The following is a 24,978-nucleotide window of genomic DNA, read 5'->3' on the forward strand; positions in this document are numbered from 1 at the left end:
CGGATTGCAATGCCACGTCGTCACACCTTCTTGATGGCAGTCTTGCCGAACAGGCCCGCCGGCCGCACGGCCAGCACGATGAGCAGCAGCACCAGGCCCGGCACATCCTTGTACCCCGTGCTCAGGTAGAAGCCGGTGGTCGTCTCCGCAATGCCCAGGATGATGCCGCCCACCACGATGCCCATGCCGCTGGTCAGCCCGCCGATGATGGCCACTGCAAAGGCCTTCAAGCCGAGCACCGCGCCCATGGTCGCGCCGGTGAGCGTCAGCGGTGCAATGAGCACGCCCGCGAACGCCGCCGTCATCGACGACAACGCATAGGAAAACGTGATGACCAGCCCCGTATTGATGCCCATCAGCTTGGCGGCATCACGGTCGTTGAAGGTCGCGACCACGGCCTTGCCGTAGATCGAACGCCGGTTGAACAGCTCGACCGCCAGCATCATCAGGAGCGCGCCGACCACCACCAGGATTTCCATGGGCAGTACGTTGGCGCCGAGGAACTTCAGCGGCGACTCCGGCAGCGGCGACGGGAACTTCAGGTCGTCCCGACCCCACACGTTCTCGGCCACGTTCTTGAAGATGATGCCCAGCGCAATCGTCGACATGATCCAGCCGAACTCGCTCTTGATCTTGATCGCCGGCCGCACACCGATGCGCTCGACCACCGCGCCCTGGAACGCGCCGAAGAGACACACCAGCGGAATCATCAGCCAGTAGTTGACGCCCAGGCCGACCAGCGTGAGCCCGACCAGCGCGCCGAGCATCAGCGCATCGCCCTGCCCGAAGTTGAGGGTGTCGGAGGTTGCGAAAGTCAGCTGGTAGCCGAACGCGATCACCGCATAGATCATTCCCAGCGCAATGCCGCTGAAGATGAGTTGGGTCAGGATTTGCATGACGTCTCTCGAGGGCGTGGGTCGCAAAAGAAAAAGGGGCGCACGGCGCAAAACACGCGCGCCGCCACGGGAGCAACCCCCGGGGCGGCGCGCTCACTGCGGCTTACTGCTTGACGCGAACCTTGTCGGCGCTCTTCTGGTCGTCGGCGTTCGCAAACACCACGCGGCCGGCCTTCACTTCGCCGAACACCGGGATGTTGGAGGTGATGGCGTCATGGTCGGTCTTGGAGAACGGCTTGTTGTAGGTCGTCACCACGCCTTCGACCGGGGTGCTCAGGTCTTCCAGCGCGGCCTTGATCTTCGGTCCCTCGGTGCTGTTGGCCTGCTTGATGGCCGCAGCCAGCAGGTAGATCGAGTCGTAGCCCTGTGCCGCCGACACCGGCGAATCCATGCGGTTGTTCTTCGGCTTGAAGGTCTTCACGAAGTTGTCGATGAAAGCCTTGCGCTTGGGCGTGGTCGGCTCCTGGATGAAGGTCTGCGGCATGCGCGCACCATCGCCGCCGGGGCCGGCGTTGTCGATGAAGTTGGCCATGGCGAGCGTCCAGCTGCCGATCATCGGCACCTTCCAGCCCAGCTTGGTCATGCCGTTGGCGATCTGCGCGAGTTCAGGGCCGATGCCATAGGTCAGGATGGCCTCTGCGCCGGCTTCCTTGGCCTTGAGCAGCTGGGCCGTCATGTCGACGTCCTTGATGTTGAACTTCTCGACGGCCACCGGCGTGATGCCCTTGGCCTTGAGCGCCTTTTCCAGATCCTCGCGGCCGAGCTGGCCGTAGTTGGTGGAGTCGGCCAGGATCGCGACCTTCTTGTAGCCGCGGCGGCCCACGGCCTCCTCCACGATCATCGGCGCCTGGATGCTGTCGTGCGCCGCATTGCGGAAGATGTAGTTCTCAGGTTCCTTGTCGAACTGGTGCGTGATGACCGAGCCCGTCGCCACGTTGTTGAGCACCGGAATCTTCGCTTCCTGGAAGAAGCGCTGCGACGCGAGCGCCACGCCGGTATTGATGTAGCCCACCACGGCCACGACTTTTTCCTTGTTGATGAATTCCTGCGCAATCTGCACGCCACGCTCGTTCTTGGCTTCGTCGTCGCGCTCCACCAGCTGGATCTGGCGGCCCAGCACGCCGCCGGCCTTGTTGATCTCGTCGGTGGCCAGACGCACGCCGTCGCGCATGCTCACCCCCATGGAAGACGAACCGCCCGTGAACGGGCCGTCCACGCCAATCTTGATGGGGTCGGCTGCAAAGGCAGCGGCGGAAACTGCGATGAGGCCGGCTACGGCCAGGCGCTTGAACGGGAACTGCATGAGGATGATCTCCAACGGTTGTGATCTGAATGACAGCAAAGTCATCCGACGAACATATAACCAACGATGGAGCTTGCAGAGAGTGACAACCCTAGCGATTCGGGGCGCACTTTGGTGCGCCGCGTAAGGACTGCGTCAGGACCGCATCAGGGGGCCTCGGAAGGCGGGGCCGCCCGTCGCAACTTGGGCGAGCGCTTGACCTTGCTGGTGGCCTTTTTCTCGAGCCGCTCGGCGTCGACCTTCTGCCCTTCGGCCAGCCACTGCGCGAACTCCGCAGGCCGCTCCAGCGTGATGCGCCCCATGCTGCCGTCGCGGAAGGTGTGCATCACGATCTCGGCCGCCTTCTGCAGATTGATGCGCCCCTTGCCCAGCAACGCGCCCCGTTTGCGGCCGATGGCTTCGAGCAGCTCCTCGTCCTTCATGGCAGCGATGTCGGCCGGGTCGGACGCCAGCTTGAAGCGCGCCTCGACCAGTCCCGCATAGTGCTGCTTGAGGTAGTCGAGCAGTTCCAGCGCGACCTCTTCCTCGTCGAAGGCATTGCGGCCCACGGCGCCGCTGGCGGCCAGGTTGTAGCCGCTCTTGGCCACGATGATGCGCGGCCACAGCATGCCGGGCGTGTCCCAGAGATAGAAGTCGTCGGCCAGCGTGATGCGCTGCTCCAGCTTGGTGATGCCGGCCTCGTCGCCCGTCTTGGCCTTGCGCGTGCCGCTGAGCGTGTTGATCAGGGTCGACTTGCCCACATTCGGAATGCCGCAGATCAGCACCCGCATCGGCTTGGCCAGGCCGCCACGGTTGGGCGACAGTGCATGGCAGGCGTCGACCAACTGGCGTGCCGGGGTGGTCAGGCTGGCGTCCAGGCCGATCGCACGGGTGTCGGGCAGCGCGTTGTAGTGCGCCAGCCATTCGGCCGTGCAGGCCGGGTCGGCCAGGTCCTGCTTGTTGAGGACCTTCAGGCCCGGCTTGTGCCCGGTGAGCTGCGCGAGCATCGGGTTGGCACTGGAGCCGGGCAGGCGCGCATCGAGCAGCTCGATCACGACGTCGATGTCCTTGATCCGTTCGGCAATGGCCTTCTGGGTCAGGTGCATGTGACCGGGGAACCATTGAATGGCCATTCGCTTTCTTTCTTGGGAGACTGGGGAGGGTGTGCATTGTCGGGGCGCTGCGGGTTCCCCCTCGACATTTGAATGAATTGGTGCTTTTCGATGCCGGCCGCAGGTTCTATGATGATTCGGTCGCGGCCCGTGCCGGGCTGCATCAACCACTTGCCGGAGGGCTCCGATGAAACCCGTTTCCGAACTGCTCAAGCGCCGCGACTCCGCCGCATGGCGCACCGAGCCCGGTGTCGCTGTTTTCGACGCGCTGCAGGCATTGGCCCGCTTCGAAGTCGGCGCGCTGATGGTCATGACCCAGGGCCAGCTGGTGGGCATGTTCTCCGAGCGCGACTACACGCGCAAGATCGCCCTGCAAGGCCGCAATTCGCGCGAGGTCAAGGTCTCGGAGATCATGACGCCCAATGTGCTGACGGTCAAACCCACTGCCACCACCCGCGAATGCATGACGCTCATGAGCCAGAAGCGCATTCGCCACCTGCCGGTGGTCGATGGCGACAAAGTGATCGGCCTGTTGTCGATCCGCGACCTGATGGACGACATCATCGCCGACCACGAACAGACCATCGAACAGCTCACCACCTACATCCAGAGCTGAATCCCGCACACCGGCCCCGCAGAGGCCGGACGCCGATTTCTCCAGCGACTGCTTCAGACCGACTGTTCGGCCTTCGCGCGCTGGTAGGCCGCGTGCAGGCGTTGGAACACCGGGCCGGGCTCGCCGGACCCGATGGGCTTGCCGTCGAGTTGCGTGACCGGAAGCACTTCCTTGCTCGCGGAACTGAGCATCAACTCGTCGGCCGTGCGCACTTCCGCCTCGGCGATCGGGCGCAGGACAAACGCAATGCCTTCCACCGCACACAGTTCGGCCAGCAGGTCGTAACGGATTCCCTCGAGCACATGCGCGCTTTTGGGTGCGCCATACACCGTGCCGTCACGCACCACCCACACGTTGGACGAGGATGCTTCGGTCAGCAAGCCGTTTCGAAACAGAATGGTTTCCGTCGCGCCGACGTCGGCCGACATCTGGCGCGCCAACACATTGCCCAGCAGCGACGTGCTTTTGATATCCGCGCGTTCCCAGCGGAAATCGTTGGCGCTGATGCAGCGCACGCCATCGGCCAACTGCACCTGCGAAACGGGCTTCATCGGCGTGGCCATGATGAACACGGTGGGCGTGACGTCCGTTGTCATGACATGGTCGCGCACCGCCACACCGCGCGAGACCTGGATGTAGATCATCTGGTCTTCGGCGGGTTGGGAGGCGATCAGCTTGCGGCAGCGCTCAATCCATTCCTCGCGGGTGTGCGGGTTGACGATGCGCAGGCTCGCCAGGCTGCGTTCGAGGCGCGCCAGATGCGCGTCGAGCCGAAACAGCTTGCGCGCATAAACCGGGACGACATCGTAGATGCCGTCGCCGAAGATGAAGCCGCGGTCCAGAACGGAAATCTTGGCTTCGTTGAGGGGCGTGTAGGCGCCGTTGAGATAACACAGGGTGGTCGGCAGAGCGTGCATGCAGAGAGATCCAGGAGAGATGACTGGATTGTCCCGCAACTGCCACCCGGCTCACCACGGGCGCGACATCCGCGCCTGGGCGGTCACTGGGCGGCCAGCGAGGGTCAGCGAGGGTCAGCGCCAGACGTAGTGGCCGCGTACGACGCGGCCGTGTTCCCGATGCGTCGGCACCCAGACTTTGCGCTTGCCATGACGGTCATGGCGCTGCACGGGGCGCATCGTGTTGGCGCGCTCGCGGTCAACGTGGCGCTCCATCCGCGGGCCCTGTGGCGGCGGGCCGTCGCGCGTGGGCTGCGCCAGGGCGGTGGCTGAAACAGCAGTGAAGGCCAGAGCAAGAAGCAGCTTTTTCATGTTTTCATTTCCTGAGATTTTGCGTGTGCCAAGCGGCACGCTGCACAGCATATGGGCCTCGTTGCGTCTCGCGTGTAGGCCACACAGCTTGAATGCTGTGCGCATCCGCGCGCATGCGCAACGGCCGCGAGTGTCGGGCAACACGCCTCACGCATGTTGCCCCCACGCCTACGAGCAGGCTCGCCCAATGGATGCATAGTGAGGGCATCGTCAACCGAAGAAAGCAAAGGCACATCGCATGCAGATTCAATTGAACACCAGCAACGGCATCGAGAACAAGGAAGGGCTGGACCGTTGGGCGGACACCGAGCTGCGCCAGCAGCTGGCGCGTTTCGCCAACGACGTCACCCGCGTCGAAGTGCATCTGAGCGACGAAAACCATGCCGCGGCAGGGGAAAAGGACAAGCGCTGCCTCATCGAGGCCCGCATGGCGCATCTGCAGCCGATCGCCGTCACGCACCATGCCGATGGCGTGGATGAGGCCTTCCGTGGCGCGGCGGACAAGCTCAAGCGCGCGCTGGACAGCGCCCTGGGCAAACAGGCCAAGCATCGCGACCGCGAGTCGATCCGCAGGGACGACGGCGCACTGGCCGACCCGGACTGAAGGGTCCCTACACGCATGGCAGACAAGCACAGTTGGCAATTTTTCCGTGCGGGAGGCGTCGATCAGCTCCTGATCCGCAATGGCGCAGACATCGCGCACATCCGGGAGCTCGACCAAAAGCTGTGGGTCGCGCTGGCCTGCCCCACACGCGGCATTGAGTTCGACACCCGCACGCTGGACCTGATCGACACCGACCATGACGGCCGGGTGCGGCCTCCTGAAATCATCGCCGCCTGCGAGTGGGTCTGCGCCCAGTTGCGCGACCCCGACGAACTGCTGCAGGGCGGGGACACGATCGCCCTGGCGTCGATGGCGCCGGGCCAGGGTCCGGGTGCGTCGCTTGCAGACGAAGCACGCCGTATCCTCGACGTTCGCGGCAAGCCCGAAGCGGACACGCTGACGCTCGCCGACGTCACCGACCGCAGCGCGCTGCTCGCAGCCATGCGGTTCAACGGCGACGGCGTCATCACGCCCGACACCGCCGAGGACCCGGCCACCCGTGCCGTGGTGGAACAGATCATCAAGAGCCTGGGCGGCGTGCCCGATCGCAACGGCAAGTTGGGCATCGATCGGCACCGTGCCGAAGCATTCTTCAAGGCTGCGCAGTCGCTCTCGGACTGGCAGGCCGGCGCCGCGGCCTCGCAGTCCGAAGGCGCCCTGCCCCTGGATGGCGACACCCTGGCCGCTGCGCAGGCCGTGAACACCGTGCGTGCGAAGGTCGACGACTTCTTTGCACGCTGCCGGGTGGCCGCCTACGATCCACGTGCCATCGACGCCATGAATCCGTCCAAGGAGGACTATGAAGCGCTGGGCGCACAGGACCTGCATCTGCAGGCCGCCAGCATCGCAGGGCTGCCCCTCGCACCCATTGCCGCGGACCGGCGCCTGCCGCTGGCCCACGGCGTCAACCCCGCCTGGGCCGACGCCGTGCAAGCCCTGCACCGCGACGCGGTCCGACCGCTCCTGGGCGACCACGTCGACGCACTCTCCGAAGCCGACTGGCACGCACTCAAGCAGCGTGTCGCACCCTGCCAGCGCTGGCTCGATGCCCGGCCCGACACGCCGCTGGGCACCGGGTCCACCACGCAACTCCTGCAGATCACGCAGGCGCTCACCCAGCAGCAGGCGGTGATGGCGCTCATCGAGGAAGACGAACGCATCGAGCCGCACAACGCGCGCATCGTCGAACTGGAAAAGCTGATCCGCCTCAAGCGCGACCTGGTGCACCTGCTGCACAACTTCGTTTCGTTCAAGGAGTTCTACCGGCGCGAAGGCGCGATCTTCCAGGCTGGCACCCTTTACCTGGACGGCCGAAGCTGCGAGCTGGCTGTGCAGGTGGCCGATGCGGCCAAACACGCGCCACTGGCGGGGCTGGCCAAGGCTTACCTGGCCTATTGCCTGTGCACCCGCGAAGGCAAGACCATGACCATCGTCGCGGCGTTCACGGCGGGCGACGTGGACTTCCTGTTCATCGGGCGCAACGGCGTGTTCTACGACCGCCAGGGCCGCGACTGGGACGCAACCATCACCAAGGTGATCGAAAACCCCACGAGCGTGTCGCAGGCCTTCTTCTCGCCCTACAAGAAGTTCCTGCGCGTGATCGAGGAGCAGGTGGCCAAGCGTGCGGCCGCCAGCGACACAGCCGCGCAGGGCTCGCTCGGCAACCTGGCCACCACGCTGACCACCGCCGACAAGGCCGGCGTGGCGGCACAGCCGGGCAAGGCGGCGACACCACCGGTCAAGATCCCCGGACGTTTCGACGTGGGCACCGTGGCTGCCATCGGCGTGGCGCTGGGCAGCATCAGCGCCGTGATGGTCGGCATCTTCAGCAAGTTCATCGATCTCGGGCAGTGGATTCCGATCGCGCTCGTGGGCATCGTGATGGCGATCTCGGGCCCCAGCATGCTCGTCGCCTGGCTGAAGCTGCGCCAGCGCAGCCTGGGGCCGATCCTGGACGCGAGCGGCTGGGCCATCAACGGCCGGATGCGCATCAATGTGCAGCTGGGCGGGTCGCTCTCCCAGACCGCGCACATTCCGCCGAATTCGCGGCGGCTGCTCAACGATCCGTTCGCCGAGCGGCACGGCAAGGCAGGCGTCATCGCCGCCGCGGTGCTGATCGTTGCGCTGGCCGTACTGGCGTGGCGCATGAACTGGCTCGACGGGTACCTGCCCGTGCGCTTGCAGCACACGCCGTCGGCGCTGGTGGTGCCAGCGGCCTGATCAGCGTGCGGCCCGCGCCGCCGCCATCGCCTGACCGACTTCGTTGGTGCCTTGTGCGGCGCCACTCTGAGGCACCTGGTCATCCGCGCGGCCCGTCACTTCGGCCAGGCGCGCGGCGAGTTGCTCGGGTGCATCGTCGCCCAGGCCGATGAAGGCGCCGCGCGTCAGCGTGATGTGGGCCGCCTCGAACGTGCCTGCGCCCGCACAAAGAATGGTGCGTGTAGGCGCGTCTTCGCCCGCGAGCACCAGCATGGCTGGCACGACCGCTTCGGGCTTCAGCGCTTGGAGCACCTCCTGGGGCATCAGATCTTCGGTCATGCGGGTGGCCGCCGTCGGCGCCAGGCAGTTCACGCGGATGTCGTTCTTGGCGCCTTCGATGCTCAGGGTCTGCATCAAACCCACCAGCGCCATCTTGGCCGCACCGTAGTTGCTCTGCCCGAAATTGCCGTACAGGCCGGAGGACGATGTGGTCATCACGATACGCCCGTATTTCTGCGCATTCATGAAGGGCCAGACGGCCTTGGTGCAATTCACGGCGCCCATCAGGTGCACGTCGACGACCAACTGAAAATCGGCAAGCTCCATCTTGGTGAAGCTCTTGTCGCGCAGAATGCCTGCGTTATTGATGAGCACGTCGACCCGGCCCCAGGCGTCGACCGCCTGCTGCACCATCGCCTGCACTGCCGCAGCGTCGGTGACGGAGGCACCGTTGGCCAATGCCTCGCCGCCTGCCGCGCGGATCTCGTCGACCACCGCCTGCGCCGCACTGACCGACCCGCCGGAGCCATCGCGCGTGCCGCCCAGATCATTGACGAGCACCTTGGCACCCCGGCGCGCCAGTGCCAGCGCATGCTGGCGACCCAGACCGCCCCCTGCACCGGTGACGATCGCGACGCGGCCCTTGAAATCGATACGGCTCATTTTTTGGCTTCCTTGGGATGAACGGACGGTTGAAAAAACACCGCGTGCGTTTTAACCCAGAAGCGTGCGTCCGGCAGCCGCGCAGGCGACCGTCGCGCTGCCCCGTCAGTGGCTGGTGCCGCCGCCTGCGCCGCCCACCGACTCGCAGTACTGCACGAGGAGATCGATTTCCGCGGACTTGTCGAAGAACGCATCTGCTCCCAGGGCACGCGAGCGCTCGCGCATGTCCGGCGTTGCGTAGTTGCTGAGCACCACCACCTTCTGGTGATGCTTGCGGTTGCGGCAAGCCTGGATCACGCCGAAGCCATTGCCCTGGGCCAGGAACAGATCCACGATGGCAAGGTCCCAACAGTCACGGTGGTCGCCGAGCCAGGTGACCGCTTCAGTTTCGGTGGTGGCATGGGCGATGACCTGGGCATCGGCGACGTCTTCGAGAAAACTCACCAGGTTCTCCCGAATCACCGCGTTGTCTTCCACCAGATAGGTCTTGAAAGGCATAGTGTGGTTCAAGGTGATCCGTATGTGTAAGCGAGCGAAATCCACTCGATGCGCACATCATGGCGGCCGTCCGTGCCTGCAGGGTGGGCCATGCAGGCCAATGCGGGTAGGCGTCCACCTACCCGTGCCGCCGGGTGGCGACGGTTGGGGTGTCGGCGTCGCCACCCCGCCGGTGCCCTTCAGGTCGTGACTGCCACCCGTTGGCGTTGCCCGATGCCCAGCCGGGTCGGTGACACGTACTGTTGGCGGTACACCTCGAAAGGCAGCGTGTCGGCGGCTTCGATCTTCTTTTGCGCCTCCACCGACTCGGCGGTCGCGGCTTCGAAATGCGCCTGCATTTCGGGTGAAAACGGCAGGTCGAGCAACGACTGGCGCGTGGCCTCGGAACGGGCGCGCACAAAGCCCACGAACGCGTCGTCGTGTGACGCTGCCATGGCAGCGAGCACGCGGGCCGACGGCAGGCTGGCGGGATTGTCCAGCGACGCCGCCGCGCCGCGCACGGCGTCGCCATACAAAGTGCCACCGTGGGCGGCATCCAGAGCCGCCGCAATCGGCGCGCACTGGGCAACCAGGTCGCCCCCCCATTCGGTGAGCGTGACTTCCTTGCCGGCGCGCTGCAGGCGCAGGCCGGGTTCACGGCCGCGCGCAGCCGTCAGGTGCTGGTTGTGCGCGAGTTCCGTGATTTCCTGGGGCGTGTCGTCAGGGCTGTCGCTCAGCAGGCAATGCATCAGGAAGACGTCGAGAAAGCGCATGGTCTGTGCATTGATGCCGACAGGCTCGAACGGGTCCAGATCCATCAGCCGCACTTCGACGTACTCGACACCGCGCTCGCGCAGCGCATGCAGCGGACGTTCGCCGGGGTAGATGACGCGCTTGGGCCGGATCGTGCCGTAGAACTCGTTCTCGATCTGCAGCAGCGTGGTGCCCAGTTGGTTGTAGTCGCCGCCCGGATTCTGGATGCCGATGGCCTCGTAGGCCGGCCAGGGCCGCGTGAGCGCGTCCTGAAGCGAAGCGCCATAGCCTTCAAGGCTGTTGTAGCTGACCTTGAGCGACGCCTGCGCTTCGCTCTGGTAGCCCAGCCGCCCCATGCGCAAGGACGTGCCGAACGGCATGTGCATGGTGCTTTCGCCCAGCGGCTGGAGTTCGTGCGACCGATTCGCCACGAAGCTCGAACACAGCGCGGGCGACGCGCCAAAAAGGTACAGCAGCAGGAACGCGTGGCGGCGGAAGTTGCGGATCAGCGCAAAGTACTGTTCGCTGGACACGCCGGGCAGCGACCAGTTGTAGTGAATGCCCGAGATGGTCTGCATACGGCGCCCGTAACGGTGCGCCAGGCCCATGCGGTAGACGCTCTTGGCGCGCCCGACGTTCGACGAGCCATAGCGTCCGAGTGGAATGGTCTCATCGGTGGGCAGGCCGCACGGCATGCTCGACACCCACAGGCGCTCATCGCCAGCCTGTGCCAGCACGCGGTAGGTGTACTGATGCACCTGCACCAGCTCCTCCAACGCGGCGTCCACCCCGGCATGCACGCCGGTGATGAGTTCGAGCTGCGACTCGCTGAAGTCGGTGGTGATGTGCGGATGCGTCAGCGCCGAGCCGAGCGCCGCGGGATGCGGCGTCAACGCCAGCTGCCCGCCGGGTTGCGCACGCAGGCTTTCCTTCTCGATCCCCCGACGCACCCCTTTGAGGCGTTCCGGTCCCAGTGCGCCCAGCCGCTCGAGCAGTTTGTTCATTTTTATTGGTCCCATCGATCTTTGTGGGCGTGGAAGTTATCACGGCTGCGTGGCGACTGCTGGCGCGGGGAGACTCGGCGTTGCGCTAGGAAAGCACGCGCAGCAAAAAGGCGTTCAGGTCAGCGATTTCCTCGATGCAGACCGAGTGCTGCATCGGGTACTCGTGCCATTCCACTGCATGTCCGAGCGCCTGCAGCGCATCGCGCGTCGCCGTGGCGCGCGCCAGAACGACCACGTTGTCGTGGGTGCCATGTGCCAGGAACACCGGGGTGTCGTGGTTGGCGGCATGGCGCTCGGCAGCGAGCGTGGCCGCCAGCGGCAGATAGCCCGACAGGCCGACGATGCCGGCCAGGCGCTCGCCGTGACGCAGGCCAGTCATCAGCGCCATCGCACAGCCTTGCGAAAAGCCTGCGATCACGATCCGGTGTGCGGGAATGCCGCGCGCCTTCTCATGGGCAATCAGCCCCTCGATGACGGCCTGCGAACGGCGCAGGCCGGCCTCGTCCTCACGCCGCGTGAGGTCGGGCAGCATGATGTCGTACCAGGCGGGCATCGGGCGGCCGCCATTGATCGTCACCGGGATGTGGGGCGCGTTCGGAAACACGAAGCGCACCGGCCCCACGCTGGACAGGTCGAGCTCACGGGCGATCGGCACGAAGTCGTTGCCATCGGCGCCGAGGCCGTGCATCACGATGACGGAGGCGGTGGGTTGGGGGGCGGTCTCTATTTCGATGGGAGCGAGTGACATGGAAAAACCTGGAAAAAAGGGTGCGCGGACCTCCACCTTAGCGCAGACGGCCGACACGGACGCGCCATCTGCGCGCCTACCCTGGTGTGCACATTCCACGAAAACCATTCCCAAACCATCCCATGACCGACAACGTCCTCCTCCCCGCCCGCCCCGTCGCCGATCCCGCCACGGATCGGCCTGCGGCCACGCCTGCGACACCAGGCAAGGAAAAAGCGCCCTTCGTCAAGACGCGCTACACCGGCGCCGTCCTGATCTGCAAGCAGTGCCAGAAGCGAAGCAGCGGGCCGGCCAAGCTCAAGGCCAAGGACCTGCAACAGCCCTTCAAGCGCGCACTGGGCGGTGCGCGCCTGCGGCTGCGCATAGTGCAGACCACCTGCCTGGGCCTGTGCCCCAAGAAGGCAATTGCAGTGGCCGCCTTTGCGGCCGACGGCCCGTCACTGCTTGCTGCCGTTCGCGACGAGGAAGAGGTGGCACCGATCGCGGGGCGCCTGCTGGGCCGCGCAGCGGATTGACAGATTCCCGCCCTCGCGGCCTACCAACGGTAAGCCACCGTGACCACGGCGTTGCGCTCGTCGCCGTAGCGGCAGGTGGACAGACAGTGCACATAGCGCTTGTTGGTCAGGTTCTGCACCTTCAGGCTGGCCTGCCAGTGGGCATCGATCTGATAGGACAGCAACAGGTCCATGACCGTGTACCCCTGGGTCTGGCGGGCCGACGCCGATGTGGCGGTGACCAGCGGGCCGACGTGGCGCAGGCCCGCGGCGATGCGGGCACGGTTCAGGCCGAGCGCGGCCAGTTGATAGTCGGCCCAGACCGAGGCTGTGTGTCGCGGCACGCCGACGGTGCGCTGGCCGACCAGGGTGGGATCGTTGTCCGCGACGGTACGTGCATCCGTGTAGTTGTAGGACGCCATCACGCTCAGCGCGCGCAGAGGTGAAAAGCGAGCTTCGACTTCAAGGCCGCGCGAACGGACCTTGCCGGTCTGCACGTCGAAGCGGCTGTCGACCAAGTCTTCAGTCAGCACGTTCTTCTGTTCGAGTTGGTAGATGGCCGCGCTCAGCGACGTGCGCCCGTCCGTCGGCTGGTAGCGCACACCCACCTCGTACTGCTCGCCCAGCACGGGTTGGAAGGGCGCGCCGAAACGGTCGGTGCCGCTGGCCGGGAAGAAGGACTGGCTGAAGCTCGCATAGGGCGCCAGCCCGTTGTCGAACAGCCGGACCAGGCCGACGCGCCCGGAGAACTTGCGATCGTCCTGCGCCGTTCGCACGCCGGTGGCGTAGGCGTCGGTACGGCTGTCGGACCAATCGTAGCGTCCGCCGAGCACCATCACCCAGCGCTCGTCCAAGCGAACCTGGTCTTGCAGGTAAACGCCGCTTTGCGTACTCACCTGCCGCGATCCGCTGTTGGCCCCGCTCACCACCGGCAGCCGGCCATACACCGGGTTGGCCAAGTTGAGCATCGGCGCGGTGCCAGAGAAACGTTGGCCGTCGTAGTCCTTGCGGTAGATGTCGAAGCCCGCCAGCACCGTGTGCTGCCAGCGACCGCTGCCCAGTTGCCATTCGAGGCTGGTGTCGCTGGTCATGGCCGTGGATTCGTCGTCGCGTGCGTCATAACGGCGCGCCAGATTGCCCCGCGTCACCGCACCCGGCGTGAGGTAGCTGTAACGCACGTCGGCGACGTAGCGACGCAGCCCGTGACGCAGCTTGGGGCCGCCGGCAAAGCTTTTTTCCAGCAGGTAGCCGACGGTCGTCATCTTGCCCTCGTACCGGTCGAAGCCGGGCTCCCCCGTGAACAGGGTATACGGAATCTTCAGGCCGGCCGTGCGGCTGTAGATCGTGCTGTCATAGGCCATGGGGGCCACGAATTTCGTGTCGATGCGTTGCTCGCTCGCCAGCACGGTAAAGGAGGTGCTGGCATCGGGGCGCCAAGTCAGCGCGGGCGCGATGTAGCGCTTGTCATCGTTCACCTCGGCCAACTGAGTGCCGCTCTCGCGCACCAGCGCCGTCAGGCGGTACGACAGGCTGCCATCCGCACTCAGCGCGCCGGCATGGTCGGTGGCGATCTGCCGGCGGTCGTGGCTGCCGGCCTCCAGCACGATCTCGTGCAGCGGCTCGGCCGTCGGGCGTTTGCTCACCGTGTTCACCAGGCCGCCGGGCGACATCTGGCCGTAGAGCACGGACGACGGCCCCCGCAGCAGTTCGACCCGCTCCAGGCCATAGGGCTCCTGGCCGCCATCGAACTGCGTGGCCTGAAGCTTCATGCCGTCGCGCAGCACGCTGCCGGTGCGGCCGCCGGCATCGAAGCCGCGAATGCTGTAGTCGTCGGCCACGCGCGAAAAGCCGGCGGGCTGGCTGACGATGCTGTTGGCGTAGCCCAGGGCATCGGCCAGCGAGTCGGTCTTGCGCGCCGACATCTCCTGCGCACCGACGACCGTGACGGACTGCGGTGTCTCTCGCAGCGGTGTGTCGGTCTTCAGCGCGGTCCCGCTGCGGCGTGCGATGTAGCCGTTGACCGGGCTGGTCGCGCTGGCTTCCATGCCGTCCGCGGACACGGTGACTTCGGTCAGCGTGGTGACGCCTGCGCCCGCGGGCACGGGTTCGAGCGTGAGCGTCGCACCGCTGCGCCGTGCGCGCAGTCCGCTGCCGCGCACCAGATCGGCCAGCGCCTCGTCCACATGGCGCCGGCCCGTGACCGCGTTGCCGCGCAGGCCGTCGGCCAGGCCGGCAGCGAAAACGATCTGTGCACCGGCCTGCCGGGCAAACAGGGCCAGCGCCGAAGGCAGGGGTTGGGCCGGAATGTCGAAGTGGGCCGCGGTGGCGGCCGTGTCGACCTGGGCGGCCAGCGGCAGGGCGAAAAGGGCCACTGCGGTGGCAGCGGCGCCGTGCCGCAGAAGGCAGGTCGACGGACGGGGAAAGCGGTGCATGGGTGTTCAGGGCCTCGGTGAAGAAAGGGACTTCTGGCTACAACGGGCCAGGCCCGGCATTTCCTGAACGGGAAGGTGCACATCGAGGCGAAAAAAGTGGGGCCCTGCGGGGCGGCCGAGGCTGCCGATTCAGTCCTTGCGGGGACCGATGGCCCAGCGCCCGGCTTCGAGGGTCGAGCGAACGGGAAGGATGTCCGGCAATGCGCGCAGAAAATCCTCGGCCTGCGCGATGCGCACCTGGCCCGACAGGCGCAGGCCGGCCACGCGCGCATCGACCGCCACGGGCCGCGGCAGATACCGTTCGAGTCGCGCAACGGCGTCATCGAGCGGCATGTCGGACAGCGCCAGCATGCCGTGCCGCCACGCGGCCGCCTCGGTGGCCAGCGCCATCCGCGCAAAAGCCCCACCCGCGGCACCGGGAAACACACGCAGCGCTTCACCGTCATGCAATGTCTGTGTGCCCTGCACCCGACCCGCCGCATCGAGCACATCGACACGGACGCGACCCGACTCGACCTGCACGTCGACCGCCTTGCCGGACAGGCGATCGACGCCGAAACGCGTGCCCAGCACCGTGATGCGCACGGTCGGCCCGCTGCCGTCTGCCGCGCGTTCGCCAGGCACATCGACCACGAACGGCCGGCGGGCATCGCGCACCACCTCCAGAAAGACAGCGCCTGCCATCAGCCGCACCCGGCGGTCTGCCGCGTCGTACGCCGCCCGCACCTGGGTGCGCGCATCCAGCGTCATGACGCTGCCGTCCGGCAGCACCCGGCGCAGCGAACGCCCCAGGCCGGTCGACACGAGTTCCTGCCATTGCGGCACCGCAACCCGCCACCATTGCCATCCGCCCAGTCCCGCCGTGAGGCCTGCCACACCCAGCAGCGCGGCCAGCGAACGCCGCCGGCCGCCGCGTCGCATCGCCATCGTCGGTGCGGCCGGGGTGGCTGGAACAGCGTTCGCGATCGAACTCGCATGCCACCGCTCCATGGCCGCCTGCACGAGATCCATGGCGCGGATCATGTCGCGCTCGATCATGTTGCGCGACACGCCATATTCCGCCGCAAGCGCCGACTGGTCCTCGCCATGCACGCGGTGGCGCAGGAAGACCTGGCGCGGCCGTTCGGGCAGGCCCGCCAGCGCCGCCTCGATCGCGGTCACCGCCTGGCGGTACATCAAGGCTTCGGTGGCATCGGGCCCACCTGCTTCACTGCCCGGGTGCGCCTGCGCATGACGGTGCGCGACCTGGTCGCGACGCTGCCGGTCGATGCACAGGTTTCGCGCCACGGCAAACAGATAGGCGCGCGCTTCGCTGCCCTCGGTCATCGACGGCAAGGCGCCCTGCTGCGCGAGTTCGGCCAGCTTCAGCCAGGTGTCGTGCGCCAGGTCGCGGGCATCGTCGGCCGAACCGGTGCGGTGCGCCAGATAGCGCAGCAGGTCCCGGTAGCTCAGGCGAAAGCTCTCCAGCAGGGGCGACCGGGCGGTGGCTTCAGGACTCATTCGGAGGGGGCGGGTCGATGCTGAAAAAGGGAGTCAAGCATAACAAACGAGAATGGATCGCATTCTCACGGCATCCTTCATGCATACGACCTTGCGCAAGGTCGGGCGAGGGCCTAACGTCCACCTTCCCAACCTGCCCCTGCCCCTGCCCCTGTCCATGTCCTTCTCCTCGCCACACGCCCTCAGCAGCCACGCCGCGCGCTGTTTTTCCGGCAGCTATGCCGAAGCCCGTCGCAAATTCCTGGATGCCGCAGCGCTCCACGATGCCCATGTCGAGTCCTTCATTCATCCCGAACTGGGCGCGGTCGGCGAGGTGCTGGCCACCGACGTGGCCTATCTCGGCATGCCCGATGCCGACAAGCTCCTGATCGTCAGTTCCGCAACGCACGGCCCCGAGGGCTTCGCCGGCTCGGGCTGCCAGGCCGCCACGCTGGCGGATGCCGACCTGCGTGCACGCCTGGCTCAGGCCGGTATCGGCCTGCTGCTGGTACATGCGATCAACCCGCATGGCTTCTCTCACCTGCGTCGCACCAACGAAGACAACATCGACCTGAACCGCAACTGCATCGATTTCAGCGCGCCGCTGCCCGTCAATGCGGCCTACGCCGACGTCGAGCCGTTCGTATTGCCCGCCACCTGGCCACCGACACCGGCCGACGAATCGGCCCTGGCTGCGTACATCGCCACGCACGGCCTGCCGGCGTACCGCGCGGCCATCAGCGGGGGCCAATACGCGGTGCCCGACGGCATCTTCTATGGCGGCCAGGCCCCCTCGTGGAGCAACCGCACCATGCGCACGATCCTGCGCAGGTACGGCGCGAAGGCCCGCCATGTGGCGTGGATCGACATCCACACCGGCCTGGGGCCCTACGGCCATGGCGAGAAGATCTACCCAGGGCGCAACGATGCGGCCGACATGAAGCGGGCACGCGCCTGGTGGGGCGCCGACGTGTTCGCCCCCTTCGACGGCGTTTCAGCATCCGCCGACGTGACCGGCCCCGTGGTCAGCACCGCCTACGACGAATGCCCGCACGCCAGCGTGACGCTGATGGGCCTGGAGTTCGGCACCCTGCCAGACCTCGAGGTGCAACGACGCCTGCGTGCCGACCACTGGCTGCACCGCCACCCCGAGGCACCCGAAGCGCAGCATCTGGCCATCCGCGCGGCACTGCGCGACGCCTTCTACTGCGACAACGACGAATGGAAGGGCATGGTGCTCGGGCAAACCCGCACGGTGCTGCTGCAGACGCTGCTCGGACTGCAAGCCGCTGCCTGAGCGCGGGGGCCGGAGGCTGGGCGCCGGTACACTTGCACGCATGGCTTTCCAACCCTCCCGGGGACCTCGCATCCTCGAACGCGGCGTGCTCTGCGTCGTCATCGGTCTGGTCGTGCTGATCAGCCCACGCTTCCTGCAGTCGTCCCGCTGGTACGACATGGTCGCGGGCGCTTACCTGGTCGGCTGGTTCGCGCTGGTGCTCGGCGCTGCATTGATCGTCCTGGCACTGGTCCAGCGCAGCAAGCGGCCGCGCAGCTGACACACACAGTCGCCTGCGGCGCACCCCGCTATAGCCTTCGACCTACAGCGATTTAGAACTTTGCTATTAATATAGCTGCCAGCTGGCGCAGCATGCGTGACTGCGTTCGCGCCCCACCCGTAGTGCCTTTTCCAAGGCCTACCTGTCGAGCGCGACCATGCCAGATCAGACCTTCCTTACTTCCTCCCACCACCCGTGGGCCGTGGCCGCGTCGGTCGCAATCGCCATGTTCGCGTCCTATGTGGCACTCGACATGTCGCGCCGGCTGCGCCGTGCCAACGGCGGCTTCGCCCTGGGTTGGTGGGCTGCAGGCTCGCTGGTGCTGGGCACCGGCATCTGGTCGATGCACTTCATCGGCATGCTTGGTTTCTCCCTGCCCATCCCCCTGGGCTTCACACCGGCGCTGACTTTCCTGTCGTGGATCGCGGCCGCGGTGGCTTCCGGCCTCGCGCTGTGGCTGTCGAGCCTGCACGCTTACAACTTGCGCACCTACAACCTGCGCGCGGTGCTGCCGGGCTCGCTGGTCATGGGCGCTGGCATTTGCGGCATGCACTACATCGGCATGATGGCACTCGACATTTCGCCGGGTATCGTCTGGCACCTGCCGACGGTGGCGCTGTCGGGCGTCATCGCTGTCGCCGCCTCGGCCACCGCGCTGCTGATCTTTCGTTTCATCCTGCTCGTGACCGACGAGCGGCGGCTCGTCGCCCAGTTGCTGGCAGCGCTGGTGATGGGCGTGGCCATTTGCGGCATGCACTACAGCGGCATGGCCGCAGCGCAGTTTCCCGCCGGTGCCATCTGCCTGAGCGCCAACGCACTGGGTGGCAACGGCTTCACGGCATTCGTGGCGGCCGCCGCATTCACGCTGCTGCTCGGCACGCTCCTGACCTCGCTGCTGGAAGCACGCCTGCAGATCGTTGCCCAGAAACTGGCGCATTCGTTGCATGAATCGAACCTGCAGTTGCAGTTGGCCAACGAGGAACTGCATCAGCGCGCCTTCTCGGACCCGCTCACCAAGCTGCCCAACCGCCTGCTCTTCGAAGATCGGTTGAGCCACGCGCTCACGCGCCTGGCGCGCGCCAACGCACTGCGCGTGGAAGAGCGTCTGGCGGTGCTGTTCGTGGATCTCGACGGCTTCAAGCCGATCAACGACTCCTTCGGCCATTCGGCAGGCGACGAAATCCTGTGCGCGGCAGCCAGGCGCCTTCAGGAGGAAGCGCGCGCGAGCGATACCGTGGCCCGGGTCGGCGGCGACGAATTCCTGCTGCTGCTCGAAGGGGTGAACGACCTGGGCGACTGCGTGGCGGTCGCCAACCAGGTGCTGCGTGCGCTGGCGCGGCCATTCTTCGTGTCTGGCCGCGAACTGCAGATCGCATGCTCGATCGGCATCGTGCTGCATCCCGACCAGGGTGAAGCCGACAAGCTGGTGGCCCATGCCGATGCAGCCATGTATGCAGCCAAGCGCGCGGGCGGCGGCAACTATGCCGTGTTCGCCTCGCACATGGGCGGCGATGCCGGCGCACAGCTCGAACTCCAGAGCGACCTGCGCAAGGCGCTCGACCGCGAACAATTCGTGCTGCACTACCAGCCGAAGATCGACGGGCGCACACAACGCATCAGCGGAGTCGAAGCGCTGGTGCGCTGGAACCATCCGGAGCGCGGGATGATCGGCCCGATAAGCTTCATCGGCCTGGCCGAGCGCTTCGGGCTGATCGTGCGCCTGGGCGACTGGGTCATCGAGGAAGCCTGCCGCCAGATGGCCGCGTGGCAGCGCGAAGGCATGCCACTGCGCGTGGCGGTCAACCTGTCGGTGCTGCAGTTGCGCGAAAGCGGCCTGGCCGACCGGCTGGCCGATGCGCTGCGCCGCCATGGGGTGCCGGCGTCGCAACTGCTGTGCGAAATCACCGAATCGGTGGCGATGGAAGACATCGGTGCCACGCGTCGCACCTTCGAAGGGCTGGCGCGCATCGGCGTGTACCTGTCGATCGATGACTTCGGCACCGGTTATTCGAGTCTGAGCCAGCTGCGGCAGTTGCCCGCCCGCCAGCTCAAGATCGACCGCAGCTTCGTCCAGGAGCTGGAAACGCAGGAGGACGCGCGCGCGGTGGTCGAGGCCGTGGTGCGCCTGGCACACGCGTTGGGCTTGAGCGTGGTGGCCGAAGGGGTGGAGACCGAGGCCCAGCGCGCCATCCTCTTGGCCATGGGGTGTGATGAACTCCAGGGCTTTCTGTTCGCCAAGGCAATGCCGGCAGCCGACGTGATGCGATGGTCGCTCGACGGAGGTTTCGCGCCCTCGCCCCGCCTCCTGGCGGCCTGAGCGGGCCGGCAGGTGGGAGGCCGGGCTGGGACCGGGTCGCTCAGCGCTTGCCGCGCAGCCGCTTGACCAGCTCAACGCCGGCGAGCACGACCGTGCCCGCCAGGATGCCGACCACCGCATTGGCGCCCATGCTCCCGAGCGTGCCAGCCACGCCGCCGATGCGCGTCGCCCAAGCCTCGACGGCGTGCCCCACAGCGGGCACCCCGTGCACGAGAATGCCGCCGCCGACCAGGAACATGGCAGCGGTACCGATCACCGACAGCGCCTTCATGAGCCAGGGCGCCATGGCCAGGATGCCGCGACCCAATGCACGTGTGCCGGCGCTCGCGCGCTGGCTCAGGTAGAGCCCGGCATCGTCGAGCTTGACGATCCCGGCCACCAGGCCATACACGCCCAGCGTCATGATGAGCGCGATGCCGCTCAATACGGCGAGCTGCGTGCCCACGGGTTGGCCCGCCACCGTTCCCAGCGTGATCACGATGATCTCGGCCGACAGAATGAAGTCGGTCCGGATGGCGCCCTTGACCTTCTGCTTCTCCGCGGCCACCACGTCGACCGCGGGATCGAGTGCGGCCTGTGCGGCATGCGTCTTGGCAGCCGCATCCTCGTCCTTGTGCAGAAACTTGTGGGCGAGCTTTTCAACGCCCTCGAAGCACAGGAACGCCCCGCCGAGCATCAGCAAGGGCGTGACGGCCCAGGGCACGAAGGAGCCGATCAGCAAGGCCGCCGGCACCAGAATCACCTTGTTGACAAGGGAGCCCTTGCAGACGGCCCAGACCACCGGGAGCTCCCGGTCGGCCTTGACGCCGGCAACCTGCTGGGCGTTGAGGGCAAGATCGTCGCCCAGCACGCCAGCGGTCTTTTTGGCAGCCACCTTGGTGAGGACGGAGACGTCATCGAGGACGGAGGCGATGTCGTCGAGCAGAAGCAGGAGGCTGGCGGCCATGGAAGGTTCTTGAAAGCTGAAAACGGCGGAGCTTAGCGCGCCGCCAGCGCCATCAAGGGAAAACCCGCACACGTCCTACATGCAGGCGGGCTGCCGCGGCCCAGTGCGTCACGTCACGCTACGTTGCGCTTGAGGCGAACTTCCTCGATCTTCACCGCACCGACGGAGGTCGTCTTGGCCGTGGTCATCTGGCGCTTGAAGCCGGCGAGCTCATGAAAACGGATGGCGCGGTCGTTGCGCAGGGGCACCCACACCGTGACGGTGGTGCAGCCTTCTTCTTCGAGGCCATCGCGGGCCGCATCCCAGAGTGCCACGCCCACGCCCTTGCCCCAATGCTCCGGCAGAACGTAGATGGCCCAGATCTCACCGGTGGTCGAGGGCGTCTTGGCATCGCGCGAGCGGTCGTATCCGACAAAGCCGACCACCTGCTCGCCGCACACGGCCACCTGCACCTGGGGCTCGCTGAACTCGATGGCCTCGCGCCACTTGGCTTCACGCGTGGCTGGCGCCAGGGCGCGCAATTGGTCTTCGGGCAGGATGCCGTCGTAGGTTGCGCGGGCAGCGGCAGCATGGACTTCGGCGATGGCTTTGGCATCGCGCATGACGGCGGGGCGTACTTCGTAATCTGACATGGATGGCGTCGAGTTCTTCTATGGAACCGCGTATTGTCGCCGCCCCGCTAAACTGCCTGCCCTGTATCTCCTTTCTCCCTCATTCCCGAAAGTCCACCATGGCGAAAAGTCAGCAACGCAGCACCAAAGAAGCCAAGAAGCCGAAGAAGGACACGTCGCCGCCGAAGCCGGTGACCGGCGGCATCGTCGAGCCCGTGCGCACCATCACCACGGCCGTCATCCCGCGCGGCAAGCTCAAGAACAAGTGAGCCGCGCGTGACGCAAGCGCCTCCTTCCGCGGCCCAGCCGCGCAACCCCCTGCACGGGCTGACGCTGGAGGCGATCGTCACGGCGCTGGCCGACTGCTACGGCTGGGAGGGCCTGGGCGAGCGCATTCCGGTGCGCTGCTTCACCAGCGATCCCAGCGTGGCGTCGAGCTTGAAATTCCTGCGCAAGACCCCGTGGGCGCGCGAAAAGGTCGAAAGCCTCTATCTCTTCATGCTGCGCGACCAGCGCCGCCAGCAGCAGGCCGATGCACGGGACTGAGCGCCCGGCGCACGCGGACGCAGCCGGTGCACGCCGGATGCGGGTGCGCATTGAGCCCGGCGGATTCGTCTTCGAAGCCGATCCGGCACGCACCCTGCTGCAGTCGGCCGAGGACGCCGGCATCGAACTGCCGAGTTCCTGCCGCAACGGCACCTGCCGCAGTTGCCTGTGCCGACGGGTCGAGGGCACGGTGCGCTATCGCATCGAATGGCCCGGGTTGAGCGCCGAGGAAAAAACCGAGGGCTGGACCTTGCCCTGCGTGGCGGAGCCGCTGTCCGATCTCACCCTGGACGTGCCGCACGCCCGTTCGGTGTTCTAACCAGCCAAAGCCTCCTCGCCGGACGCAACGCGCCAGCCATCGCGCCCAGCGTGCTTGGCGGCGTACAAGGCCGAATCGGCACGGTCAATGGTGTCTTCGATGGTGTCGCCCAAGGTATGCGCGGCCACACCCGCCGAAAAAGTCACTTCCAATTTCTTCAGCAACGCGGCCGACGGCGGTGGTTGGTGCACCTGCAGGCGCAACCGGGCCAGCGGCGCCACTGCGGCGGTATCGGAACGAGCTTCCGGCATCAGCAACAGGAACTCCTCGCCGCCCCAGCGTGCAGCGCTGTCGGCGGACTGCATGGCCTCTCGCACGGCGTCGCCGAAACATCGCAGCACTTCGTCCCCAATGCTGTGGCCGTGCGTGTCGTTGATGCGCTTGAAGTGGTCGAGGTCGATCAGCGCCACCCGGAACGGCAAGCCGGTGCGCTGCGCGCGCTCGCTCTCCCTCTGCAGGAGTTCCAGCATGTGCCCGCGGCTGAACAGCCCCGTGAGCGTGTCGCGGATGACCAGTTCCCGCATCGAGGCGATCGCGGCTTGCAGCGCCAGCTTCTGGGTGGTGAGCGCGATGCGGCGACGGCTGCGATGCACCGTGATGGCCGTGATCACCACCAGGATGGCCATGCTGGTCAGCAAGGGGAACGCTTCCTTGCACACATCGAAATGGGGGATGCCACCCGAAGCGCCCAGCACCAGCAGGCCCGCCAGCAGACTCACCGCGATCACCCCGGTCACCGCGATCTGCCGCGGCCGCAGTCCGAAGAAGCCGAACACCTGCACCAGGCAAATGACCTGCAGCAGCGCCGGGCGCAGCGTCGGCGACATGACGAAGGCGACGGAGCCCGACAGGCTGCCCCAGATCATCTGGGGTATCACCAGACCTGCGTCCTGCATCCGGGCCGTGCAACCCGAGCGCACCCAGGGGTAGAAACCCAGTACGCCGACGACATTGCTCACCAGCATGATGCGTGCGTCTTCCGGGGCGATCGCCCCGACGCTGACGGCGTAGAAGTAGATCATGGCCCAGGCCAGATGCAACGCCACAGAGACCAGGCAGAAGCGCAGCCTCGACGCATGGCGTGGATCGTCGCCAAGTGCCAAGCGGCGCAGCCGAGCCACGATCGCCGGCCCGCGCCCTGCGCCGGACGACACGGCAGGGGCCGCTTCAGGCCCGGTACTGGACGACACGGCCGCGCCCCTGTTGCTTGGCCGCATAGAGCGCCTGGTCGACGCGCTCGAGCGCCTGGCTCAGTGTGTCGTCCGGCCGGTGGCCGTACACGCCCACGGAGACGTCAACCTGAACGCCGGGTGCAACACTCGCCCAATCGTGGTCGCGCAGACGCTCGCGCAGTCGGTTCATGGCCTGAACCGCTGCAGGCACCGGTGTATCGAGCATCAGGATCAGGAACTCCTCGCCACCCCAACGGGCCACTGTGTGGGCACCGGCCAGGCTCTCACGCGCCAACTCGACCAGACCGCGCAGCACCCGGTCGCCGACCGCGTGGCCATGGTGGTCGTTGATCTGCTTGAAGAAGTCGATGTCCAGCAGGCAGACGGACAGCGGCTGCCGCGTCTGGCGCTGGTGCGTCTGCGCATGCTCGAAGAGCACCATCGCCTGGCGCCGGTTGGTCGCACCGGTGAGCACGTCGCGCTCGGACAGCGCCTGCAATTGCGAAAGTGCGGTTTCCAGCGCCTCCTTCTGCCGGCGCTGGCGCTGCTGGGCGCTGCGCACCACATGGCCGATGCCCATGAGCGCGGGCAGGTAGGCCACGGCCATCACGAAATTGAGCAGTTCGTCCTGGAGCGCGTGCTCGCCACTTGGAAACAACCAGGCGTTCAGCGGCGACAGCGCGAGCCCGCACACCATGAGGCCGGAGGCCACGGCGATCTGCAGGCGCGACAAACGCGCGGCATCGTAGGCAATGATGAGGAAGAACACCTGCAGTGCGACGCCGCGGAATTCAGGAATGAGTGCGCAGCAAAGCGCCACCACGCAGAAGCCGACGAACAGGTGGGCGAGCGCTCCGGTGGGCTCCTTCCAGTGCGCAGTGGCATTGGTGTAGAAGGCCGCGTACAGAGCCAGATGCGCCATTAGACAGAACGCGCAGACGATGGCCACCGCGCGCCCGGACATGGTGCCGACCCAGGCGCCAATCACCAGCAGCACGCACAGCGCGCCATAGCCGAGCGCAGCGAAGAGGAATCGACGAAGGCGCCGCAGCCTCGCCATGTCGGGCGCAGGGCTGTAGCGAGCGCCTGCAGGAATGTCAGTCGGCGCGAAAGTCATGTCAAAGGCGAAGCACGCTCTCCGGATAACGAGGGAATGCCATGACTATCGGCAGAAAAACCCGAAAATTGAGTGGCGGTCGACCCTC

The 24,978-nt window shown here is 66.5% G+C and carries 25 protein-coding genes; 10 read left to right on the forward strand and 15 right to left on the reverse strand.

The genetic code is table 11. The annotated features are described in order from the left end of the window. Positions 1 to 20: 20 nt before the first annotated feature. From J2W36_RS07390 to ylqF, 3 genes are all read right to left on the reverse strand, one after another. Positions 21 to 896 (reverse strand): branched-chain amino acid ABC transporter permease, encoded by an 876-nt coding sequence (locus J2W36_RS07390; protein WP_307689051.1) that lies wholly within the window; start codon positions 894 to 896, stop codon positions 21 to 23. A 103-nt stretch (positions 897 to 999) separates the two neighbouring features. Continuing rightward, the gene (locus J2W36_RS07395; RefSeq protein WP_307689052.1) at positions 1,000 to 2,199 is read right to left on the reverse strand and encodes an ABC transporter substrate-binding protein; all 1,200 of its coding nucleotides are present in this window, start codon (positions 2,197 to 2,199) and stop codon (positions 1,000 to 1,002) included. A gap of 146 nt (positions 2,200 to 2,345) precedes the next feature. Continuing rightward, positions 2,346 to 3,311: a ribosome biogenesis GTPase YlqF gene (gene ylqF / locus J2W36_RS07400; protein WP_307689053.1), complete on the reverse strand. Its 966-nt coding sequence runs from the start codon at positions 3,309 to 3,311 to the stop codon at positions 2,346 to 2,348. Positions 3,312 to 3,477: 166 nt separating this feature from the next. Here ylqF and J2W36_RS07405 point away from each other — a divergent pair, with 166 nt between their 5' ends. Next, positions 3,478 to 3,906, forward strand: coding sequence for a CBS domain-containing protein (locus J2W36_RS07405; RefSeq protein WP_307689054.1), 429 nt, complete (start codon positions 3,478 to 3,480; stop codon positions 3,904 to 3,906). A 53-nt stretch (positions 3,907 to 3,959) separates the two neighbouring features. Here J2W36_RS07405 and J2W36_RS07410 read toward each other — a convergent pair whose 3' ends face one another. Both J2W36_RS07410 and J2W36_RS07415 read right to left on the reverse strand, forming a co-directional pair. Then, a complete protein-coding gene (locus J2W36_RS07410; RefSeq protein WP_307689055.1) occupies positions 3,960 to 4,823 on the reverse strand; it encodes a D-amino acid aminotransferase in 864 nt (287 codons plus the stop codon). A gap of 114 nt (positions 4,824 to 4,937) precedes the next feature. Next, entirely contained in the window at positions 4,938 to 5,174 is a 237-nt protein-coding gene (locus J2W36_RS07415; RefSeq protein WP_307689056.1) for a hypothetical protein, read from the reverse strand. Positions 5,175 to 5,412: 238 nt separating this feature from the next. On the opposite strand from J2W36_RS07415, the gene J2W36_RS07420 reads away from it, so the two are divergent. Continuing rightward, entirely contained in the window at positions 5,413 to 5,778 is a 366-nt protein-coding gene (locus J2W36_RS07420; protein WP_307689057.1) for an HPF/RaiA family ribosome-associated protein, read from the forward strand. 15 nt (positions 5,779 to 5,793) lie between these two features. Next, the gene (locus J2W36_RS07425; RefSeq protein WP_307689058.1) at positions 5,794 to 7,998 is read left to right on the forward strand and encodes a hypothetical protein; all 2,205 of its coding nucleotides are present in this window, start codon (positions 5,794 to 5,796) and stop codon (positions 7,996 to 7,998) included. Here the strand turns inward: J2W36_RS07425 and J2W36_RS07430 are convergent, their stop codons facing one another. The 4 genes from J2W36_RS07430 to J2W36_RS07445 all read right to left on the reverse strand — a co-directional run bounded on the left by J2W36_RS07430 (position 7,999) and on the right by J2W36_RS07445 (position 11,901). Then, on the reverse strand, positions 7,999 to 8,919 hold the full coding sequence (locus tag J2W36_RS07430; RefSeq protein WP_307689059.1) for an SDR family oxidoreductase: 921 nt from the start codon (positions 8,917 to 8,919) through the stop codon (positions 7,999 to 8,001). Between the two features lie 105 nt (positions 8,920 to 9,024). Then, positions 9,025 to 9,417 (reverse strand): response regulator, encoded by a 393-nt coding sequence (locus J2W36_RS07435; RefSeq protein WP_307689060.1) that lies wholly within the window; start codon positions 9,415 to 9,417, stop codon positions 9,025 to 9,027. A gap of 179 nt (positions 9,418 to 9,596) precedes the next feature. Continuing rightward, positions 9,597 to 11,153: a glutamate--cysteine ligase gene (gene gshA, locus J2W36_RS07440; RefSeq protein ID WP_307689061.1), complete on the reverse strand. Its 1,557-nt coding sequence runs from the start codon at positions 11,151 to 11,153 to the stop codon at positions 9,597 to 9,599. A gap of 85 nt (positions 11,154 to 11,238) precedes the next feature. Beyond that, positions 11,239 to 11,901, reverse strand: coding sequence for an alpha/beta hydrolase (locus J2W36_RS07445; protein WP_307689062.1), 663 nt, complete (start codon positions 11,899 to 11,901; stop codon positions 11,239 to 11,241). Positions 11,902 to 12,023: 122 nt separating this feature from the next. On the opposite strand from J2W36_RS07445, the gene J2W36_RS07450 reads away from it, so the two are divergent. Beyond that, positions 12,024 to 12,416, forward strand: coding sequence for a hypothetical protein (locus J2W36_RS07450; protein WP_307689063.1), 393 nt, complete (start codon positions 12,024 to 12,026; stop codon positions 12,414 to 12,416). A 20-nt stretch (positions 12,417 to 12,436) separates the two neighbouring features. On the opposite strand, the gene J2W36_RS07455 is transcribed toward J2W36_RS07450, so the two are convergent. Together J2W36_RS07455 and J2W36_RS07460 are read right to left on the reverse strand one after the other, a co-directional pair. Then, positions 12,437 to 14,827: a TonB-dependent siderophore receptor gene (locus J2W36_RS07455; RefSeq protein ID WP_307689064.1), complete on the reverse strand. Its 2,391-nt coding sequence runs from the start codon at positions 14,825 to 14,827 to the stop codon at positions 12,437 to 12,439. Between the two features lie 129 nt (positions 14,828 to 14,956). Then, on the reverse strand, positions 14,957 to 16,327 hold the full coding sequence (locus J2W36_RS07460; protein WP_307689065.1) for a sigma-70 family RNA polymerase sigma factor: 1,371 nt from the start codon (positions 16,325 to 16,327) through the stop codon (positions 14,957 to 14,959). Positions 16,328 to 16,484: 157 nt separating this feature from the next. Between J2W36_RS07460 and J2W36_RS07465 the strand changes: the two genes are divergently transcribed. From J2W36_RS07465 to J2W36_RS07475, 3 genes are all read left to right on the forward strand, one after another. Continuing rightward, positions 16,485 to 17,603 carry a M14 family metallopeptidase gene (locus J2W36_RS07465; protein ID WP_307689066.1) on the forward strand — a complete coding sequence of 373 codons (1,119 nt, stop codon included), beginning with the start codon at positions 16,485 to 16,487 and terminating at the stop codon, positions 17,601 to 17,603. A gap of 40 nt (positions 17,604 to 17,643) precedes the next feature. After that, positions 17,644 to 17,862 (forward strand): hypothetical protein, encoded by a 219-nt coding sequence (locus tag J2W36_RS07470; protein ID WP_307689067.1) that lies wholly within the window; start codon positions 17,644 to 17,646, stop codon positions 17,860 to 17,862. 157 nt (positions 17,863 to 18,019) lie between these two features. Beyond that, positions 18,020 to 20,179, forward strand: coding sequence for a putative bifunctional diguanylate cyclase/phosphodiesterase (locus J2W36_RS07475; RefSeq protein WP_307689068.1), 2,160 nt, complete (start codon positions 18,020 to 18,022; stop codon positions 20,177 to 20,179). A 40-nt stretch (positions 20,180 to 20,219) separates the two neighbouring features. On the opposite strand, the gene J2W36_RS07480 is transcribed toward J2W36_RS07475, so the two are convergent. After that, a complete protein-coding gene (locus J2W36_RS07480; RefSeq protein WP_307689069.1) occupies positions 20,220 to 21,125 on the reverse strand; it encodes a DUF808 domain-containing protein in 906 nt (301 codons plus the stop codon). 113 nt (positions 21,126 to 21,238) lie between these two features. After that, positions 21,239 to 21,757 carry a GNAT family N-acetyltransferase gene (locus J2W36_RS07485; RefSeq protein ID WP_307689070.1) on the reverse strand — a complete coding sequence of 173 codons (519 nt, stop codon included), beginning with the start codon at positions 21,755 to 21,757 and terminating at the stop codon, positions 21,239 to 21,241. Positions 21,758 to 21,855: 98 nt separating this feature from the next. On the opposite strand from J2W36_RS07485, the gene J2W36_RS07490 reads away from it, so the two are divergent. Genes J2W36_RS07490 through J2W36_RS07500 form a run of 3 tightly spaced genes read left to right on the forward strand, consistent with a single transcriptional unit; the run spans position 21,856 to position 22,601 of the window. Then, positions 21,856 to 22,005 (forward strand): hypothetical protein, encoded by a 150-nt coding sequence (locus J2W36_RS07490; protein ID WP_307689071.1) that lies wholly within the window; start codon positions 21,856 to 21,858, stop codon positions 22,003 to 22,005. A 7-nt stretch (positions 22,006 to 22,012) separates the two neighbouring features. Then, entirely contained in the window at positions 22,013 to 22,282 is a 270-nt protein-coding gene (locus tag J2W36_RS07495) for a VF530 family protein (protein WP_307689072.1), read from the forward strand. Between the two features lie 37 nt (positions 22,283 to 22,319). Continuing rightward, positions 22,320 to 22,601 (forward strand): 2Fe-2S iron-sulfur cluster-binding protein, encoded by a 282-nt coding sequence (locus tag J2W36_RS07500; RefSeq protein WP_307689216.1) that lies wholly within the window; start codon positions 22,320 to 22,322, stop codon positions 22,599 to 22,601. Here J2W36_RS07500 and J2W36_RS07505 read toward each other — a convergent pair. Both J2W36_RS07505 and J2W36_RS07510 read right to left on the reverse strand, forming a co-directional pair. Beyond that, entirely contained in the window at positions 22,598 to 23,791 is a 1,194-nt protein-coding gene (locus J2W36_RS07505; protein ID WP_307689073.1) for a GGDEF domain-containing protein, read from the reverse strand. The two genes, J2W36_RS07500 and J2W36_RS07505, sit on opposite strands and share 4 nt — an antisense overlap. Continuing rightward, a complete protein-coding gene (locus J2W36_RS07510; protein ID WP_307689074.1) occupies positions 23,769 to 24,890 on the reverse strand; it encodes a GGDEF domain-containing protein in 1,122 nt (373 codons plus the stop codon). Before J2W36_RS07510 ends, J2W36_RS07505 begins: the two co-directional genes overlap by 23 nt. Positions 24,891 to 24,978: the final 88 nt, after the last annotated feature.

This window comes from Variovorax ginsengisoli (assembly GCF_030811835.1).
GTDB lineage: Bacteria > Pseudomonadota > Gammaproteobacteria > Burkholderiales > Burkholderiaceae_C > Variovorax > Variovorax ginsengisoli_C.